14 protein-coding genes are annotated in these 16,572 nt (G+C 69.4%); 7 read left to right on the forward strand and 7 right to left on the reverse strand.

Annotation, left to right across the window (positions count from 1 at the left end; genetic code table 11):
- Positions 1-36: 36 nt before the first annotated feature.
- From GOY17_RS01450 to GOY17_RS01470, 5 genes are all read right to left on the reverse strand, one after another.
- Complete coding sequence (locus GOY17_RS01450; RefSeq protein ID WP_157028988.1) at positions 37-2,535, reverse strand: DNA topoisomerase I; 2,499 nt, start codon at positions 2,533-2,535, stop codon at positions 37-39.
- A gap of 199 nt (positions 2,536-2,734) precedes the next feature.
- The gene (locus GOY17_RS01455) at positions 2,735-3,655 is read right to left on the reverse strand and encodes an RDD family protein (protein WP_157028989.1); all 921 of its coding nucleotides are present in this window, start codon (positions 3,653-3,655) and stop codon (positions 2,735-2,737) included.
- An 82-nt stretch (positions 3,656-3,737) separates the two neighbouring features.
- Entirely contained in the window at positions 3,738-4,226 is a 489-nt protein-coding gene (locus GOY17_RS01460) for a DUF494 family protein (protein WP_157028990.1), read from the reverse strand.
- Between the two features lie 86 nt (positions 4,227-4,312).
- Positions 4,313-5,473, reverse strand: coding sequence for a DNA-processing protein DprA (dprA, locus tag GOY17_RS01465; RefSeq protein ID WP_157028991.1), 1,161 nt, complete (start codon positions 5,471-5,473; stop codon positions 4,313-4,315).
- Positions 5,474-5,554: 81 nt separating this feature from the next.
- Complete coding sequence (locus GOY17_RS01470) at positions 5,555-6,703, reverse strand: LysM peptidoglycan-binding domain-containing protein (protein ID WP_157031554.1); 1,149 nt, start codon at positions 6,701-6,703, stop codon at positions 5,555-5,557.
- 208 nt (positions 6,704-6,911) lie between these two features.
- Between GOY17_RS01470 and def the strand changes: the two genes are divergently transcribed.
- The 4 genes from def (at position 6,912) to GOY17_RS01490 (ending at position 11,535) form a co-directional block, all read left to right on the forward strand.
- Positions 6,912-7,427 (forward strand): peptide deformylase, encoded by a 516-nt coding sequence (gene def, locus GOY17_RS01475; RefSeq protein WP_157028992.1) that lies wholly within the window; start codon positions 6,912-6,914, stop codon positions 7,425-7,427.
- Positions 7,428-7,537: 110 nt separating this feature from the next.
- Positions 7,538-8,455, forward strand: coding sequence for a methionyl-tRNA formyltransferase (gene fmt, locus GOY17_RS01480; protein WP_157028993.1), 918 nt, complete (start codon positions 7,538-7,540; stop codon positions 8,453-8,455).
- A 7-nt stretch (positions 8,456-8,462) separates the two neighbouring features.
- Positions 8,463-9,782 carry a 16S rRNA (cytosine(967)-C(5))-methyltransferase RsmB gene (rsmB, locus tag GOY17_RS01485; RefSeq protein ID WP_232338498.1) on the forward strand — a complete coding sequence of 440 codons (1,320 nt, stop codon included), beginning with the start codon at positions 8,463-8,465 and terminating at the stop codon, positions 9,780-9,782.
- Positions 9,783-9,846: 64 nt separating this feature from the next.
- Entirely contained in the window at positions 9,847-11,535 is a 1,689-nt protein-coding gene (locus tag GOY17_RS01490; protein ID WP_157028994.1) for an ArnT family glycosyltransferase, read from the forward strand.
- Here GOY17_RS01490 and GOY17_RS01495 read toward each other — a convergent pair.
- Both GOY17_RS01495 and GOY17_RS01500 read right to left on the reverse strand, forming a co-directional pair.
- Positions 11,532-12,395, reverse strand: a complete 864-nt coding sequence (locus GOY17_RS01495; RefSeq protein WP_157028995.1) for a glycosyltransferase family 2 protein — start codon at positions 12,393-12,395, stop codon at positions 11,532-11,534. The genes GOY17_RS01490 and GOY17_RS01495 overlap by 4 nt on opposite strands.
- Positions 12,392-13,237 carry a glycosyltransferase family 2 protein gene (locus GOY17_RS01500; protein ID WP_157028996.1) on the reverse strand — a complete coding sequence of 282 codons (846 nt, stop codon included), beginning with the start codon at positions 13,235-13,237 and terminating at the stop codon, positions 12,392-12,394. Before GOY17_RS01500 ends, GOY17_RS01495 begins: the two co-directional genes overlap by 4 nt.
- A 180-nt stretch (positions 13,238-13,417) precedes the next feature.
- On the opposite strand from GOY17_RS01500, the gene GOY17_RS01505 reads away from it, so the two are divergent.
- The 3 genes from GOY17_RS01505 to GOY17_RS01515 are packed head-to-tail and all read left to right on the forward strand — an operon-like array spanning position 13,418 to position 16,566.
- On the forward strand, positions 13,418-14,455 hold the full coding sequence (locus GOY17_RS01505) for a glycosyltransferase (RefSeq protein WP_157028997.1): 1,038 nt from the start codon (positions 13,418-13,420) through the stop codon (positions 14,453-14,455).
- On the forward strand, positions 14,452-15,507 hold the full coding sequence (locus GOY17_RS01510) for a CDP-glycerol glycerophosphotransferase family protein (RefSeq protein ID WP_198173896.1): 1,056 nt from the start codon (positions 14,452-14,454) through the stop codon (positions 15,505-15,507). Before GOY17_RS01505 ends, GOY17_RS01510 begins: the two co-directional genes overlap by 4 nt.
- A gap of 3 nt (positions 15,508-15,510) precedes the next feature.
- A complete protein-coding gene (locus GOY17_RS01515; RefSeq protein WP_157028998.1) occupies positions 15,511-16,566 on the forward strand; it encodes a CDP-glycerol glycerophosphotransferase family protein in 1,056 nt (351 codons plus the stop codon).
- The last annotated feature ends 6 nt before the right edge of the window (positions 16,567-16,572 follow it).

Consider the following 16,572-nt stretch of genomic DNA (forward strand, 5'->3'; position numbering starts at 1 on the left):
TCAGAAGGGATGAGGTTGGAGAGAAGACGAAGGCGTTTACGCCTTCGCCTTCTTCACGACCTTCTTGGCGGGCGTTTTCGCCGGCGCCTTGGCCGCCGTCTTCTTCGCAGCCTTCTTGGCGGTCTTCTTGGCTGCGGCCTTCTTCGCCGGCGCCTTCTTGGCGGCAGGCGCCTTCTTCGCGGCGGCTTCCTTCTTCACCTTCACCGCCGGTTCCTTCTTCGCGGCCTTCTTGCCGAAGCCGCGACGAACCGGCTTGCCGGTGTCGGCGAGGAACTGCGTGGCTTCCTCCAGCGACAGCGAGGCCGGCTCGCGATCCTTCGGGATCTTGCCGTTGAGCTTGCCGTCGCTGATGTACGGCCCGAAGCGGCCGTTGAGCACCTGCACGTCGCTGCCATCCCACTGGCGGATGATGCGGTTGCGCGCGATCTCTTCCTTCTGCTCGATCAGGAACACCGCGCGCGCCAGGTCGATCGTGTACGGATCGTCTTCCTTGGTCAGCGACGCGTACGTCGTGCCGCGCTTGGCGAACGGACCGAAGCGGCCGATGCCGACGCTGACCTCGTGGCCCGCGTTCTCGCCGAGCTTGCGCGGCAGCTTGAACAGCTCCAGCGCGTCTTCCAGCGTGATGGTGTGCATCGACTGGCCCGGACGCAGCGACGCGAATTCGAGCTTCTCGTCGGTGTCCTTGTCGCCGATCTGCGCGTACGGCCCGAAGCGGCCCAGGCGCACGCTCACCGGCTTGCCGCTCTTGGGATCGGTGCCCAGTTCGCGCGCGCCGGTGGCCTCGGAGCGGTCGACCGATTCGGTCTTGTCCTCGACCAGTTCCTTGAACGGGCCCCAGAACTTCTCCATCAGCGGGACCCATTCCTCCTCGCCGCGCGACACCGCATCGAGTTCGTCCTCGAGCTTGGCCGTGAAGTCGTAGTCGACGTAACGCGTGAAGTGCGAGGACAGGAACTTCGACACCGCGCGGCCAACGTCGGACGGACGGAAGCTGCGGCCTTCCATCTCGACGTACTTGCGGAACAGCAGCGTCTGGATGATCGAGGCGTAGGTGGACGGACGGCCGATGCCGTATTCCTCCAGCGCCTTCACCAGCGCCGCTTCGGTGTAGCGCGGCGGCGGCTGGGTGAAGTGCTGGTCGGCGTGGATGCGATCCAGTGGCACGCGGTCGCCGGTCTTCATCGCCGGCAGCTTGCGGCCTTCGTCTTCGTCGTCCGCGGTCCTGGTGTCCTTGCCTTCCTCGTACGCGGCGAGGAAGCCCGGGTCGACGACCGTCGTGCCCGACGCGCGGAAGGCATGCTCGCTGCCGGCAGCCAGGTCGACCGAGACGGTGTTGAGCGTCGCCGGCACCATCTGCGAGGCGACGGCGCGCTTCCACACCAGTTCGTAGAGCTTGCGCTCGTCGTCGCTAAGGTAACGCGCGACCGACGATGGCGTGCGCAGCGCGGAGGTCGGGCGCACGGCTTCGTGCGCTTCCTGCGCGTTCTTCGACTTGTTCTGGTACGTGTTGGGCTTGTCGGGCAGCGCGCGCGTGCCGTAATCGCGGGCGATGACGTCGCGAATCTCGCCGATGGCGTCCTGCGACAGCGTCACCGAGTCGGTACGCATGTAGGTGATCAGGCCGACCGTGCCTTCCTCGCCGATCGCTACGCCTTCGTACAGCTTCTGCGCGACCTGCATCGTCTTGCGCGTGGTGAAGCCGAGCTTGCGCGAGGCTTCCTGCTGCAGCGTGGAGGTGGTGAACGGCGCGGCCGGGCGGCGCTTGCGCTCCTTCGACGCGACGTCGGTGACGTGCAGCGCGCCGTTGGCGGCGGCCGTGATGCGCTTGCGGGCGTCCTCGGCGGTGTCGCCGTCGGTCACGGTGAACTGCTCGAACTTCTTGCCGTCCAGCTTGATCAGCTTGGCGGTGAAGGCCTGCGTCGGATGCGCGCACTCGGCCTCGATGGTCCAGTACTCGCGCGCGACGAAGGCTTCGATCTCCTCCTCGCGCTCGACGATCATGCGCAGCGCCGGCGACTGCACGCGGCCGGCCGACAGCCCGCGCTGCACCTTGCGCCACAGCACCGGGCTCAGGTTGAAGCCGACCAGGTAGTCCAGCGCACGGCGCGCCTGTTGGGCATCGACGAGGTCGGAGGCGATCGCGCGCGGTTGCGTCATCGCTTCCTTGATCGCGCGCGGGGTGATCTCGGTGAAGACGACGCGCTGCAGCGTCTTGCCTTCGAGCAGGCCGCGTTCCTTCAGGATTTCCGCGATGTGCCAGCTGATCGCCTCGCCTTCGCGGTCCGGGTCGGTCGCCAGATAGAGGGCGTCGGCGCCCTTGGCGGCCTTGGCGATGGCGTCAACGTGCTTCTCGTTCTTGTCGATCAGGTCGTAGCGCATGGCGAAGCCGCGCTCCGGATCGACGGCGCCTTCCTTGGGCACCAGGTCGCGGACGTGGCCGTAGGAGGCCAGGACGGTGAAGTCCTTGCCGAGGTATTTGTTGATCGTCTTGGCCTTGGCGGGCGACTCGACGATGAGGAGATTCTTGGCCATGGGGGCTCCGCAGGACCTGTCCCGGTGCTGCGATGGGGGCGGATGGGGGGCGGGAGAAGACTACGCCCGCGGCATCCGGCGCGGGCGTGCGGGGGCTTCTCTTTTTCTATTGAGGCCACGCGCCGCCGGGCGCTGTCAAGCGCGGCGGCGTGAAGCCGGGATGGGCGCCGCGCTGCGGCCTGCCTGTTCAGCGTGCGGCTCAGCCTCCGCCGACGGCCCGGCGGACGTACTCCTGGTAGGCCGGGATGGCGACAGCGAGCAGGATCCCGGCGTACGCCACGACCGCGAGGCCGCCCAGGATCAGCAGGACCAGCGCCACGGTGCCGAGCCCGCGGCGCTGGCGGTCCGGATGCGCCGTGTAGGCCCAGCGGTCGACCACCAACGTGCCGGCCACCATGTCGTGCAGGCCGCGCTTGCGGTCGGTGAACCCGGCCATGAAGTAGCCGATGTAGATCGTGAGGTAGCACAGCAGGTGCGAGGCCCAGCGGCCGAGCGCGCGGCCGCGGCTCATGCGGCGCCCGACGTCGTCGGTGACCTTGATGCCGACGGCCATCTTGCCCAGCGTGGCCTGCGTCGCGGACGACTCCAGGCTCACGTAATAAAGCGCGCTGACGATTGGGTAGGCGAACAGGGCCACCACGCCGATCAGCTGGGCGGCGCCGGCCGAGCCGGGGCTGCCACTCAGGGCATCCGAGAGGCCGATGCTGAAGGCGATCACGGCCACGATCAGCAGTACGTAATACGCGACGGTGACGACGAGCGAGTCGATCATCAGCGCCGCCAGGCGTTTCCAGAAACCGGCGTAGACGACCTCGCCGGCAGCGGCGTGGTAATCGCCGGCCTCGCTCAGTTCCGCGCGTGGCGGCGCATAGGGCGAGGTGCGATCAAGGGCGTCGCCCGCCACGGCCGCGGGCGCCGCGTAGGCAGGGGAAGGCGTTGCGATTTCATCGAGGCTCAGGGAATCGGAGAACCGGTCGAGCGGCAGCCAGTCGCGCGCCCCGACGTGCCAGGCCAGCGTGTCGCGCTGTACGCGGCCTTCGCGGTAGGCCTCGCGTACGTCGTCGGCCCCCAGGGGACCCACGCGGCCCTGACCCGGCAGGTGGTAGTACCAGTCCGTCATGCGAATCCCCTGATTGTTTCGGCGGCCATGGTGGCCCGACCGGCTGCGCCTCCCCAGGCGCGCTACGGACGTCCAGCGGTGCTCAGTGCACCGGCTCGGGTTCGTCCTCGAACATCTGCGTTTCCATCCAGGCGTAGGCCGCTTCGGACCCCGGCTGGTTGAACAGCACCATCAGCACGACCCACTTCAGGTCGTCCAGGTCGATCTCGTCCTGATCCAGCGCCATCGCGCGGTCGAGCACCAGCTCGCGCTGGCCAGCGTCGAGCACGCCGTGCTGCTCCAGGAAGAGGAGGAACCCGCGGCACTCGACGTCCAGCTTGTCCAGTTCCGGGCCGAAGAACACGCGGACCGGACCGTTCGCGCGCGGGGCGCTTGCACTGGGCCGTTGCTGGGCCAGCGCGTCGAGCCATTCAAAGGCCTTGTTGATCTCGGCCGGGCTGAAGCCGGCTTTGCCGAGTTCGTCGAAGAGGGGGCCGCTGCGGAGTGAATCGCGGTCGCGGACGAGATCCGCGTCGTCGGTGAAGTAGTGCTCGAACAGGTAAAGCAGGACGTCCAGGATGCTCTCTTTCATTTCCCTCGGCCTGCGCCGCACGCGGCGCGGTGGGCAGAACTTGCGGAAGGCCCGCGGGGCCGCGTGGAGTCCCTGAACGGGAGCCTTCAACGACTGCGGAAATACCGGCCGTGTTGCGAAAAAACCCGGCCATCAAGCTCCATGAGCAGCAGCATGGAGGACACTGCCGCGGCCGTCAATCCGGTCCGCTGCACCAGTTGATCCATAGCGGTTGGGTCATGGCCCAGGGCATTCCACAAGGTGTGGTAGTCGGGGTCGTGGACCCCTGAACCGCCCCGGGCGTCCGGCTCGACCGCCTGAGCGGGGTGGATGGGGGCGCCGAGCTGCCGTCGCAAGTCCTGCGCGAGGGATGCGATCTGCGGCGCGAGGGCGTCGATCACGTCCCCCGCGCAGGTGACCAGCCCCGCGCCGTCCCGGATGAGGCGGTGGCAGCCGCGTGCCAGCGGGTTGTGGATGGAGCCCGGCACCGCGAACACCTCCCGCCCGGCCTCGGAGGCGAGGCGGGCGGTGATCAGGGCGCCCGAGCGTTCGGCGGCCTCGATCACCACCGTCGCGACGGAGAGCCGGGCGAGGATCCGGTTCCGGCTGGGGAAGTGGAACGCGACCGGTCCGGTGCCGGGCAGGTATTCGCTGACGATCGCGCCCACGGCCGGGTCGGCGATGCGCGCGTGAAGGTCCGTGTTGGCGCGCGGGTAGGGCACGTCGGGGCCGGTCCCCAGCACCGCGATGGTGCGGCCGCCTGCGTCGAGCGTCGCCAGGTGTGCGGCCGTGTCGATCCCCGCGGCCATTCCGCTCGCCACGACGAGGCCCGACGCGGCGAATGCGCGGGCGAAGTCGCGCGCGTTGTCGCGACCGCCGGGCGTGGGCCCCCGACTGCCGACGACCGCGACGGACGGCTGCCAGAGCAGCGAGGGGTCGCCCGCGACGAACAGCGCGATAGGCGGGTTGGGCGACTTGCGCAGTGGCGGCGGATAGTCCTCCTGATGCCAGCCGATGAGGTGATGCGACGGGCCGCGTAGCCAGGCGATCGCCTCCGGCGGCGCCACGGCCGACGACAGCGCGGCGACCTGTTCGTCCGACCATCCGGCTTCGCGCCACCCGGCGGGCCCCGCGGCGATCGCCTGCGCCGCGCCACCAAAGCGTTCGATCAGCGAACATCGCGCCGCGCTGCTGCCGCCGGCAGCAATCAGCCTCAGCAACGCGAGGGTTTCGATATCGTCGGAGGCGTCTTCGGATCGGGCGGTCATCGCGCCAGCATCGCCCGCAAACGACGACGGCGCCCTAGGGCGCCGTCGCGTGGTTCGATCAGGAAACTCCCCGACGCGGCGTCAGTTCGTCGCGTCCGGATGCTTCAGGCGGTAGCCCAGACGCGTCGGCGCGATGCCGTCCATCACCAGCGCATAGCTCACCTTGTCGAACGTGCGGAAAACCATGACGTGGCTGGTGAACTCGTCGGGCAGCTTCACCTTCTCGCCGCGGGTATGCGCGTCGGGGCTGCGGTCGATGCCGGCGCGGACGCGGTCGACTTCGGTGTTGCCCTGGCGCCACACCGAGAACACGGTGCCGTTGTCCACGCCGTCCGCGGCGCCGACCGACAGGGCGACGATGTCACGCGTGCCGCCGCTGCTGACCATGTCGGTCACCGCGATGACGCGGGCCTTCTCGACGGCCGGCTCCTGCGCCGGGGCGTGCGGGAAGAACTGCAGGTCGTAGGACTGGGCTTCCACCGGGATCAGGCGATCGCCGGCGCGCACTTCGCGGCCGTTGTCGTCGACCAGCAGCGTGGCGGCCTCGGCGTCGCCGACGATGCCGCGGGTGACGGTCGCGGTGCTGACCTTGGCCAGTTCGTAACCGAGGAACTCGCCGCCGCCCGGCGGGAGCTGGTACGCCCACAGGCTTTCGGTGCCCCAGTTGCGCTGGCCACGGAAGTCCAGTGTCTGCGCGCGACGGCCCGACGGCTCGCAGCAGCGGTCCGGATCCATCGTCTGGAAGCGCTGGCTCGGGCGGACGAGCATGTAGCGCTGGCCCGGCTGCGCGGCGTCGAGGCCCTTCACGTAGACCAGCTGGTTGCCGGCGCTGCGCAGGCGGTCGCCTTCCAGGCCGACCACGTAGGGCAGGTCTTCGAATTCATCCACCACGCGCAGGTCCTTGAGGAAGGATTCGACCTCGGACAGCGGGATGGCGTTGATCGGCGCTTCCTGGCGCGGGCCTTCCTGCACCGCGACGCGGTCCAGGTACGCCAGCGACAGGACGTCGCCCGGGAAGATGAGGTGCGGGTTCTTGACCTGCGGGTTGGCCTGCCAGATTTCCGGCCACAGCCACGGCTTCTTGAGGAAGCGTCCGGCGATGTCCCAGAGGGTGTCGCCCTTCTTCACCACGTAGGTGTCCGGATGGCCGCCAGCGAGTTCCGCGGCGACGCCGTAGGTGGCGATCGTGAGCAGCGCAGCGGTCATCACCGTGCGCAACGGTTTAAGCATCAAGGCCATCTGGCAATTCCCCTTACCGCCCCTGAACATACTGTGCGGCCCCGCTGCCCCCGGCAGCATCCCCAAAACCACACCTGAAGGCGGGGCACGCGGCACTATAGCCCAGAAGAACCGCAGGGTTGCAAGCATTGGAGGGCCGTAACGGGGTTACAATCACGGTACTTCTTGCGGTTGTGACACACGCCCCCATTTCGACGCCATGGCCCTGCTTCCCATCCTCGAATTCCCCGATCCGCGCCTGCGTACCGTTGCGACGCCGGTCGATCCCGCGCGCATCGCCGATGCGCAGTTCCAGTCGCTGATCGACGACATGTTCGAGACGATGTACGAAGCGCCGGGCATCGGGCTGGCCGCCAGCCAGGTCGACGTGCACCAGCGTTTCATGGTCATCGACGTGAGTGAGGAGAAGAACCAGCCGATGGTCTTCATCAATCCGGAGATCGTCGCGCGCGATGGCGAGCAGGTGTACCAGGAAGGCTGCCTGTCGGTGCCCGGCATCTTCGCCGACGTCACCCGCGCCGACCGCATCACCGTGAAGTACCTCGACCGCACCGCCAAGGAATGCGAGCTGGACGTCGACGGCCTGCTGGCCGTGTGCATCCAGCACGAGATGGACCACCTGGCCGGAAAGCTCTTCGTCGATTACCTCTCGCCGCTCAAGCGCGAGATGGTCCGCAAGAAGCTCGCCAAGCAGCGCCGCCAGGCCGCCGCCTGACGGAGCCCTGCGCCGGCGGCATGCCGGCGCCATGCACGACACGAACGCGGGGCGACCCGCGTTCTTCGTTTCCAGCGTTCGCATAACTCCCGGAACACCGCACCGCGCCCATGAGACTCGTCTTCGCCGGAACCCCCGACTTCGCCGTTCCCTGCCTGCGCGCCGCCGCGCAGAAGGGCGAGGTCGTCGCCGTCTACACGCAGCCCGACCGCCCGGCCGGGCGCGGGCGCGAACTCACGCCGTCGCCGGTCAAGCGCGAGGCGTTGTTGCGCGGCATCCCGGTGATGCAGCCGGAGAACTTCAAGTCCGCCGCGTCGAAGGAAGCGCTGCGCGCGCTGCAGCCGGACCTGATGATCGTCGTCGCCTACGGCCTGATCCTCCCGCAGTCGGTGCTCGATATCCCGACTTACGGCTGCTGGAACGTGCACGCCTCGCTGCTGCCGCGCTGGCGCGGCGCGGCGCCGATCCAGCGCGCCATCGAGGCCGGCGACACGCGCACCGGCGTCTGCCTCATGCAGATGGAGAAGGGCCTGGATACCGGGCCGGTGCTGCTCTCGCAGGCCATCGACATCGGCGAGCACGAAACCGGCGGACAGCTGCACGACCGCCTTTCGGCACTCGGCGCGCAGGTGCTGGCCGACGGCCTCGGACTGCTGCGGGCGGACATCCATCCGGTGCCGCAGCCGCAGCCGGAGGAAGGCGTCACCTACGCGCACAAGCTCGACAAGAACGACGCGCGCCTGGACTGGTCGCAGCCGGCGCGCGCGCTGGCCGACAAGGTGCGCGCGTTCAATCCGTGGCCGATGGCCGAAGCCAACGTCGCCGGCGAACGCCTGCGCCTGCACGGCGCCATCGCGCTCGACGAAACGCACGGCGCGGCGCCGGGCACGTTGCTGCGCGCATCGCGCGACGGGCTCGATATCGCGTGCGGTGTCGGCGTGCTGCGCATCCGCGTGCTGCAGCGCGACGGCGGCAAGGCGATCACCGCCGCCGATTACCTCAACGGTCGTCGCGACCTGGTTCGCTGAGGTTCCAATGAAGCATCCCCACCGCATGCAGTCTCCCGGCGTGCAGCCCCGCGTGATCGCCACGCGCGTGCTCGATGCGGTGCTCCATCATGGACGCTCGCTCAAGGCCGAACTCGCGCAGGCGCTGCCATCGCTGCCAGATCCGCGCGATCGCGCGCTGGTGGAAGCGATCTGCTTCGCCGTGCTGCGCCAGCCGGCGCGGTTCGAATCGGCGCTGTCGGCGTGGATGAGCAAGCCGCTGGGCTATCGCGATGGCGAACTCAAGGCGCTGCTGTTCGCCGGCTTCGCGCAGCTCGATCCACTGAAACTGCCGGCGCACGCGGCACTCGCCTCCACGGTCGATGCCGCGCGTGCGATCGGGCGCACGCACCAGGCCGGGCTGGTCAATGCGCTGCTTCGGCGCGCGCAACGCGAAGGCATTCCGGCCGGCGACGCGCACGCGCACTGGCCGGCGTGGCTGCGCGAACGCATCGCCGCCGACTGGCCGAAGGATGAAGCCGCGATCCTCGACGCGAGCGTGTCCGAGCCGCCGATGTGGCTGCGCGTGAACCGCCGCCGCGGCACGCCTGCGGAATACATGCAGCGCCTGCAGGACGCCGGCATTCCCGCGCAGCCCGACGACAACGCGCCCGACGCTTTGCGTCTGGATGCGCCCGTTGCAGTCGCCGCGTTGCCGGGCTTCAGCGACGGCGAAGTGTCGGTGCAGGATGCCTCCGCGCAGCTGGTCGTCGAGGCGCTGTCGCCCGCCACCGGCGCGCGCGTGCTCGACGCCTGCGTCGCCCCCGGCGGCAAGGCCGCGCACCTGCTCGAACGCGACGCGACGTTGCGCCTGTCGGCCATCGACATCGACGCTCAGCGGCTCGTCCGCGTGCAGGAAAACCTGACGCGGTTGAAGCTTGGCGGAAGCATCCAGCTTGCCGCGGTCGATGCGGCCGAAACCGCCGCATGGTGGGACGGCGTGCCGTTCGATGCGGTGCTGCTCGATGCGCCATGTTCGGCGACCGGCATCGTGCGTCGCCAGCCGGACGTGCTCCAGCATCGCCGCGCGTCCGATCTCGACGCGCTCACCGCGACGCAGGCGCGCCTGCTCGATGCGCTGTGGCCCACGGTCGCACCCGGCGGCGTGCTGCTGTACGCGACGTGCTCGATCCTCAAGGCCGAGAACGAAGCGCAGGTCGAAGCATTCCTTTCGCGTACGCCGAACGCCGTGGCCGAACCGCTCGACGCGCGCTTTGGCCGAGCTGCCGGCGTGGGCCGCCAGCGGCTCCCGGGTGAACTCGGCTACGACGGCTTCTATTACGCACGACTGCGCAAGCAGGCAGCGTAATCGGGCGGGCCGGCGGGCGAGGCATTCCGACGTTCCGACAACATCCGGCGGATATCATCCGCGGATGCTGCCGACCCCGCGCCCGCTGACCGACCCCCGCTCCCGCGACACCTGGCTGTTCTGGATCATCGCCCTGCTCGTGCTGGGCGCCGGACTGGGGCTGCGCGATCCGTGGCCGGCTGACGAACCGCGCTTCACCCTCGTGGCGAAGCAGATGGTCGAAAGCGGCGACTGGCTGTTCCCGCATCGCGGCCACGAGCTGTATTCGGACAAGCCGCCGGTCTTCATGTGGCTGCAGGCGATCGCCTACACGATCTTCGGCAACTGGCGCGTCGCCTTCCTGCTGCCGTCGCTGCTCGCCGCGCTGGGCACGCTGTGGTGCGTGGTCGACCTGGGCAAGCGGCTGTGGACGCGCCGCGTCGGCCTCTATGCCGGCTACGCGCTGCTGTTCGCGCTGCAGTTCACCTGGCAGGCGAAGAAGGCGCAGATCGATCCGCTCGTGGTGTTCTGGATCACGCTGGGCAACTACGGCCTGTTGCGGCACGTTCTGCAGACCGCGCGCGATCAAGGGCCGAACTGGCCGATGTGGATGCTCGGCTGGGCCGCCGCGGCGCTGGGCGTCATCAGCAAGGGCGTGGGCATCCTCGCGCTGATGATGCTCGTGCCGGCGGGCTTCGCGTCGCTGCGCGGCTGGAACGTGAAGGTCCACGTGCGCGATGCGCGCTTCTGGCTCGGTCCGCTCGCATTCGTGCTCGCCGCGTGCGTGTGGCTGGTGCCGATGCTGATCGCCGCGATCGGCCACGCCGGCCCGGAATATCGCGCGTACGTCGACGACATCCTCCTTCGCCAGACCGCCAAGCGTTACGGCGCGTCATGGGACCACGGCCAGCCGCTGTGGTACTTCATCGAAGTGATGGCGATGATGTGGCTGCCGACGGTGCTCGCGCTGCCGTGGGCGATTCCCGCATGGCGTCGCCGCCTGCGCCGTCGCGATCCGCGCTACCTGCTGCCGCTGGCGTGGTGGGCGCTGGTGATCGTGTTCTTCAGCATCCCGTCCGGCAAACGCGACATGTACATCTTGCCGGCGCTGCCGATGATGGCGCTGGCGCTCGGCCCGCTGCTGCCCGGACTGATGCGCAAGGTGGGCGTGCGTCGCGCCGCGTTCGGCTTCACGGCGGTGTTCTCGATCGCGATGCTGCTGGGCGGGGCCGCGATGTGGTTCGGCGATCCGGGCTTCGAACGCCGCTTCGTCGAGGAGCGTGGCCTCGAGGCCGAATCGACCGCGCTGGCGATGTGCATCACCGCGGTGGGCGTGTGGGGCGTGCTGTGCCTGCTGTTCGCCGGCCGCCGCCGTCCGTTCGCAGCGACGGTCGCGATGTTGTCGGGCGTGTGGGTGGCATTCGGCCTGATGCTCGCGCCGCTGCTCAACGATTCCTCGTCCGCGCGTGGCCTGATGACCGACGTCGGAAGGCGCATCGGTCCGGACGCCGAACTCGGCCTGGTCGCATGGCGCGAGCAGAACCTGCTGATGGCCGATCGCCGCGTCGCCGAATTCGGCTTCAAGGTCGATTTCGACGAGCAGATGCAGCGTGGCCTGCACTGGCAGCGCGAAGCGCCCACGACGCGCTGGCTGCTCGTGCAGGACGTCGCGCTCGCGCCGTGCATCGACGCCTCGCGCACGCAGCACCTGGGCAATGCGAACCGGCGCGGCTGGACGCTCGTGCCGGGTGACGCCGCGACGGGCTGCCGTTAGCCGGCGCGCACCTGTTCGCGCAGGTCGGGCAACGGCTGGTTCGCGAACTCCTCCAGGTGCCGGTCCAGCCCCACCGGGCTGCGCACGCGCTTCGTCGCCTTGGTATCGGCGAGCAGCGGATCGTTGGGGCTCGCGCCGTCCTCGTGGCGTTCGCGGTGATACAGGTGCGTCGCCAGCCCGCCGAAGCGCAGCATCCGACGCATCAGGCCGTGGTGGAACGCCCGCACGGCCAGGTCCTTGTCCTCGCGGCCCCAGCCTTCGTAACGCTCGTCGAAGCCGTTCAGCGCGATCAGGTCGTCGCGCCACCACGCCTGGCTGCAGCCCTTGATCGAACTGGTCTTCTGGTTGCGCGTCACGCGCAGCGACAGCGCCGCCAGCGCGGGAATGCGCAACGTGTGGCGACGTCGCGTCAGTCCGCGGTCGAAGAAGCCCAGCTGGCGCACCTCGCGCGAGAGCAACCGGTCGCGCCCGGTTTCGTCGGTGAGCACGCGCATGCCCTGCACGAAGCTGCCGCGCTCCGCGGCGCGCACCTGGTCCTCGACGAACTTCGGATGCGGCAGCATGTCGCCGTCCAGGATCAGCACGTAGTCGCCCGTCGTCGCGGCGATCGCGCGGTTGCGCGCCAGCGCGAGGCGGAAACCCTTGTCCTCGATCCAGCTGTGGCGCAGCGGCACGGGGTAGCCGCGCGCGAGGCGTTCGAGCATCTGGCGCGTGTCGTCGCGCGAACCGTCGTCGGCGACGATCACCTCGTGCGGCAGCATCGTCTGGCGCGACAGTGCTTCCAGCGCGAGTTCCAGTGCCTGCGGCCAGTTGTAGGTGGAGATGACGACGCTGACGCGTGGAGTCTGTGAAGTGTTCATGGGCTTGGATCGGTGATCGGGCGGCCGTTCTGCAACAGCCACAACATGATGGTTTTCTGCCGCACGTAGTTCGCGCGGACGTAGGCGTAGACCAGGCCGTGCCAGCCGTCGAGGAAGCCGCCGCGGAACAGGTAGCCGCGCCAGAACCGCCACGCCGGCGACAGCACCAGCTTGCCCAGCGTCGCGCGCTTGCCGCGCGCGAAGTCGTGCTCGGCCATCATGCGCGCGTAACGTTGCGTTTTCTGCAGCTGCGCCTGCAGCGAGCGGTACGGGTAATGGATGAGGTCGCCGGCCAACGTGCGCACGGCGCCGTCGACGCTCGCCGCCTCGTGCACCTCCCGCTTTCCGCGCCAGCCGCCGCGGCGGCGGTCGAACAGGCGCAGCACGCGATCCGGATACGCGTTCCCGTGGCGCAGGAACTTGCCGAAATACTCGCTCAGGCGCGCGAAGCGGTAACCGGCGGCGCCTTCGAAACCGCGCGCACGTTCGGCCTCGATCGACGTCCGCAGCGCATCGCCGACGCGTTCGTCCGCATCCAGGCACAGCACCCAGTCGTGCGCGGCCTGTTCGATGGCGAACTGCTTCTGGCTGCGGAAACCGTCGAACGGCCGCTGGATCACGCGCGCACCCAGGTCGGCGGCGATCCGCGCGGTCGCGTCGCTCGAATGCGAGTCGACCACGACGATCTCGTCGCAGAAGGCGAGCGAGGCGATGCAGTCGGCGATGCGGTCGGCTTCGTTGAACGCGATGATGCAGGCCGACAGCGCCGGTGCGTCATGGCGTGCGTCTGCGGGGGCGGGCGAAGCGTTGATGGCGGCGGTCCGGGTTCCAGTGGGCGTCATCGTGCAGCCGGCAACCCCTCGCTACAAGTCGTGAGCGCCTTCACGATCCCGATTCGCGACGGTCGCAGGTCGCTTGCAAGGCCGCGCGTTCCACGCAGAATGGGGCCGGGGATGGAACCCCGGGCTGCCGATGAATGGACCCGGGGATGAAGCCGGGGGGCGAGCTTGGGGAAGCTGCGCGTGATCACCCGCGACAACGGCGCCGGCCTGAGTCGCGACCTGCGTCTGATCGGCGATGTCCTGCGCCACGGCCACGAGGTCGCGACGGTGGGGCTCGGCAACAGCCGCCTGCGAAACCGCCTGGCGCAGTGGCGCCTCTGCCTGGCCACGCGCCTGGCGGGGCCCGTGGATGCGCAGCTGTCGGTCGAGCGGATCTACGAACCTGTCCTCGCGACCGCGCGCAGCAACCTGCTGATGCCCAATCCCGAATGGTTCCGGCCGTCGTGGACCGCGCTGTTGCCGCGCTTCGACCGGGTGCTGTGCAAGTCCCGCCACGCAGTCGAGATCTTCCAGCGCCTGGGCTGCGCCACGACGTATACCGGCTTCACCAGCGCCGATCGCCTCGATCGGGCCGTGCCGCGCGAGCGGGCGTTCTTCCACCTGGCCGGTCGCAGTTCGGCCAAGGGCACGCAGGTCGTGCTGGAAGCGTGGCGCCGCCACCCGGAATGGCCGCGCCTGACGGTCGTCCAGTGCGCGCGCAAGGCGCGCCTGCGCGTGTCGGCCGCGAATGTCGACCACCGCGTCGGGCACCTCGACGACGACGAGCTGCGCCGGTTGCAGAACGCGCACCGGTTCCACCTGTGTCCTTCGGAAGCGGAGGGGTACGGCCACTACATCGCCGAGGCCATGAGCGTGGAAGCGGTGGTGATCACCACCGACGCGGCGCCGATGAACGAGCTGATCGGGCCGGCGTGCGGGCTGTTGTTGCCCTGCAGGCCCGGCGAGCGCCTGGGCCTGGATGTGCGCCACCACGTCGACGTCGAGGCCGTGGAAGCGGCCGTGATGCAGGTGCTGGCGATGGACGAGGCGGCGTGCGTGCGCCTCGGCGAAGCGGCGCGTGCGCGCTTCCTCGAGAACGATCGCGCCTTCCGCACGCGCCTGCAGGCGGTATTCGCCGCGCAGCCGCGCGTGCGTCACGGTGGCCGGCCGGGCGTGGCCGACGCGATAATCGAGTGGCGACGCCCGGCGTCGCCTTCGCTTCCACCACCGGACCGCTGATGGCCGATTACCTGCTGTTCGCCACCGAGCGCTACGCCCTGCCGATCCTGCAACCGCTGGCGCAGGCGCTGGACGCGGCGGGGCATGCCGTGCACGCGTGGTTCGTCGACGGCGCGAGTGGTGCGCGGTTGCCGGCGCCGGTGCGCACGGTGGGGTTGCGCGAAGCCGTCGCGCTGAAACCGCGTGCGGTGTTCAGCGCGGCCAACTGGGTGCCGACGTTCGTTTCCGGCGCGAAGGTCCAGCTGTTCCACGGCTTCAACGTCGAAAAGCGCTCCGACGGACGCGGCCACTTTCGCGTGCGCGGGCTGTTCGACCTGTACTGCACGCAAGGGCCGGCGACGACCGCGCCGTTCCGGGAACTGGCCGCGCAGGCCGGCCACTTCGCCGTGGTCGAAACCGGCTGGCCGAAACTGGACCCGCTGTTCCGCGACGACGCGGGCGCTGCCGCCGCGATGCGCGCCCCCGCCGGCAGCCGGCCGGTGGTGATGTTCGCCTCCACTTTCACCGAGCGCCTGAGCGCGGCGCCGCACCTTTTCGACGGTATCGCGGCGGAAGTCGCGCGCGGCGACCGCTACTGGCTGCTCACGCTGCATCCGAAATGCGCGCCGGAGCTGTTCGAACGCTACCGCGCGCTGGCCGGGCCCAATGCGACGTTCTTCGAGACCGAACAGCTCGTCACCGCCCAGCGGGCCGCGGACGTACTCGTCGCGGACACGACGTCGGTCGTGTCGGAGTTCGTGGTGCAGCGCAAGCCCGTGGTGACGTTCCGCAATCGCGCGCCGAAACCGCACATGCTCGATTTCGACGACGCCGCGCGGCTGCCGGACATGCTCGCGCGCGCCTTCGCGCCGGACGATGCGCTCAAGGCTGCACTCGCGGACTATGCCGATGCGATCCATCCGTATCGCGACGGGCGGTCGTCCGAACGGGTGATCGCCGCGACCGACGCGCTGCTCGGCGGCGAGCTGGGACGCCTGAAGGCCAAGCCCCTCGCGGCGCGACTACGCGCGTTGCAGATCCGCCAGCGCATGGGCTACTGGGGCCTGGGCTGAACGATGCCGCATCGCCTGGTGTTGCTGGCGTCCGAGCCGTACTCCCTGCCGATCCTTCGCCCCCTCGCGCGGCAGGCGCTTGCGCGTGGACATGACGTGGCGTGGGTCGCCAGCGACGCGATGGCCGCGCGCCTGGCGCCGGACGAACCGCGCCTGACCAGCCGCCGCGCACTGAAGGCGTTCGCGCCGCAGGCCGTGTTTTCGACCGTCAACCGTATTCCGCCGTTCTTCCCGGGGTGGCAGGTACAGCTGTTCCACGGCCTGAACCTGCACAAGCGCGATCCCGCGCACGGCCAGCATCGCGTGCTGGGCCTGTTCGACCTGTACTGCACGCACGGTCCGGCAACGACCGGCCCGATGCAGGCGCAGGCCGTCGAGCGCGGGGACTTCGTGGTCGTGGAGACGGGCTGGCCCAAACTGGACCCGCTGTTCGGCGGCGTCTCGGCGAATGCGCGCGGATTGCGCGAAGCCGCGGGAGGGCGGCCGGTCGCGATGTTCGCGTCCACCTTCAACGATCCGCTCAGTTGCTCCGGCGAGTGCTTCGAACACATCGAGCGCCTGGTCGCGCGCGGCGATCGTTACTGGCTGCTCACGCTGCACCCCATGTCGCCGCCGGAGCGCATCGAACGCTACCGCCGGTTGTCCGGCCCGAACGCGGTGTACCTCGATTCCGAGCACCTGATCGACATGCTCCACGCCGCCGATGCGCTGGTGTGCGACACGACGTCCGTTGCGGAGGAAATGGCGCTGCTCGGCAAGCCCGTGGTGACCGTGCGTCATCGCAAGCCACAGCCATTCATGCATGACGTCGCGAGCGCCGACGGCATCGACGCGGCGTTGCGCGCGGCGCTGTCGTCGCCCGCAGCTCGTCTGGAAGCGACGAACGCCTACGCCGACACGCTCCATCCCGCGCGCGATGGGCGCGCGTCCGATCGCGTGCTCGACGCCGTGGAATCGCTGATCGACGGATCGCTACGCCCGCAACGCCGCCGCAAGGCGCGCCCGTGGCGCCGCTTCTGGCGATCCTGGAAGGCGATGCGCGAACTGTTGCCGGGCTGATCCGCG

It is taken from the genome of Lysobacter soli, from assembly GCF_009755585.1.
GTDB lineage: Bacteria > Pseudomonadota > Gammaproteobacteria > Xanthomonadales > Xanthomonadaceae > Lysobacter_J > Lysobacter_J soli.

Excerpts from the sequence above, each read along its gene's own strand:
- GOY17_RS01450 (WP_157028988.1), bottom strand. The coding sequence starts at position 2,535 with ATGGCCAAGAATCTCCTCATCGTCGAGTCGCCCGCCAAGGCCAAGACG.
- GOY17_RS01455 (WP_157028989.1), bottom strand. The coding sequence starts at position 3,655 with ATGACGGACTGGTACTACCACCTGCCGGGTCAGGGCCGCGTGGGTCCC.
- GOY17_RS01460 (WP_157028990.1), bottom strand. The coding sequence starts at position 4,226 with ATGAAAGAGAGCATCCTGGACGTCCTGCTTTACCTGTTCGAGCACTAC.
- dprA (WP_157028991.1), bottom strand. The coding sequence starts at position 5,473 with ATGACCGCCCGATCCGAAGACGCCTCCGACGATATCGAAACCCTCGCG.
- GOY17_RS01470 (WP_157031554.1), bottom strand. The coding sequence starts at position 6,703 with ATGCTTAAACCGTTGCGCACGGTGATGACCGCTGCGCTGCTCACGATC.
- def (WP_157028992.1), top strand. The coding sequence starts at position 6,912 with ATGGCCCTGCTTCCCATCCTCGAATTCCCCGATCCGCGCCTGCGTACC.
- fmt (WP_157028993.1), top strand. The coding sequence starts at position 7,538 with ATGAGACTCGTCTTCGCCGGAACCCCCGACTTCGCCGTTCCCTGCCTG.
- rsmB (WP_232338498.1), top strand. The coding sequence starts at position 8,463 with ATGAAGCATCCCCACCGCATGCAGTCTCCCGGCGTGCAGCCCCGCGTG.
- GOY17_RS01490 (WP_157028994.1), top strand. The coding sequence starts at position 9,847 with ATGCTGCCGACCCCGCGCCCGCTGACCGACCCCCGCTCCCGCGACACC.
- GOY17_RS01495 (WP_157028995.1), bottom strand. The coding sequence starts at position 12,395 with ATGAACACTTCACAGACTCCACGCGTCAGCGTCGTCATCTCCACCTAC.
- GOY17_RS01500 (WP_157028996.1), bottom strand. The coding sequence starts at position 13,237 with ATGACGCCCACTGGAACCCGGACCGCCGCCATCAACGCTTCGCCCGCC.
- GOY17_RS01515 (WP_157028998.1), top strand. The coding sequence starts at position 15,511 with ATGCCGCATCGCCTGGTGTTGCTGGCGTCCGAGCCGTACTCCCTGCCG.